The sequence below is a fragment of the Oleiphilus sp. HI0132 genome, assembly GCF_001635845.1.
Window position 1 is genome coordinate 1 of the sequence record NZ_LWGJ01000103.1, and the last position, 768, is coordinate 768.

The 768-nt window shown below is 44.9% G+C and carries 2 protein-coding genes; both read right to left on the reverse strand.

All coding sequences use genetic code 11. The features are described 5' to 3' along the window. The coding region (locus tag A3766_RS01310; RefSeq protein WP_156508598.1) for an AAA family ATPase at window positions 1–224 on the reverse strand (224 nt) is incomplete at its 3' end. Between the two features lie 10 nt (window positions 225–234). Next, window positions 235–768, reverse strand: a 534-nt coding sequence (locus tag A3766_RS01315; protein ID WP_197479164.1) for an exonuclease SbcCD subunit D C-terminal domain-containing protein, incomplete at its 5' end; no start/stop codon positions are given.

Below are 768 nucleotides of genomic sequence, written 5' to 3' on the forward strand. Positions count from 1 at the left end.
CAATGACGAGTCATTACCTTCTCAGCAGGTGATGGTTCCTTTAAACGCGGTGTTTGGTGGTATAAGGCAAGGCAAATTGCATCTAACAGCGTAGATTTTCCGGCACCAGTAGGCCCAGTGATTGCAAATAAACCGTTGCTTGCGAAAGGCTCCTGAGTGAAGTCAATAAACCACTCCCCTCGTAGAGAGTTGATGTTCTTAAGGCGAATACTTAGTATTTTCATAACTGCAGCTCTAGAGCTTGTCTCCTTGCTCAGCTTGTAGCAGCGCCTCTTTAAACATCTGTTGCAGACGGCTTTTTAGTGCATCATCGATTCCATCTGGCTCTAATGACAGCCGTTTTTCAAAGACTTCGCTTGCTTTAAGCTCCTGTAAACGTTCGCTACTTTCGGCGACCAGGCTTAACCCTTTTCGATTTCTGCTGCGCTTCAAACAAAGCACTTCGATATTGCTATCGACCACTAACTCTTCGATGCGTTTCTGAAGGTCTTCAAGATAATCCTGTTCTTCAACTTCTACCTCAAGCCAAATAGTCTCACTAAGGTCACCATTGCTTTCTGAACAATAAGCACTGCCATCACGACCGCCCTTCAACTCTGAAAGTTTAGTGCTAATCTCCTCGAGGTTTCCTTTTATTTTGTACAGCTGCTGAAAAACCGGTACATCTATGGCATCCACCGTCACACCAGCCTCATCAAACTCTACCACTTGCACTGACTTTTTCTGGTTTAGCTCGTCAAAGCTAAGCGGAATTGGCGAACCACTATA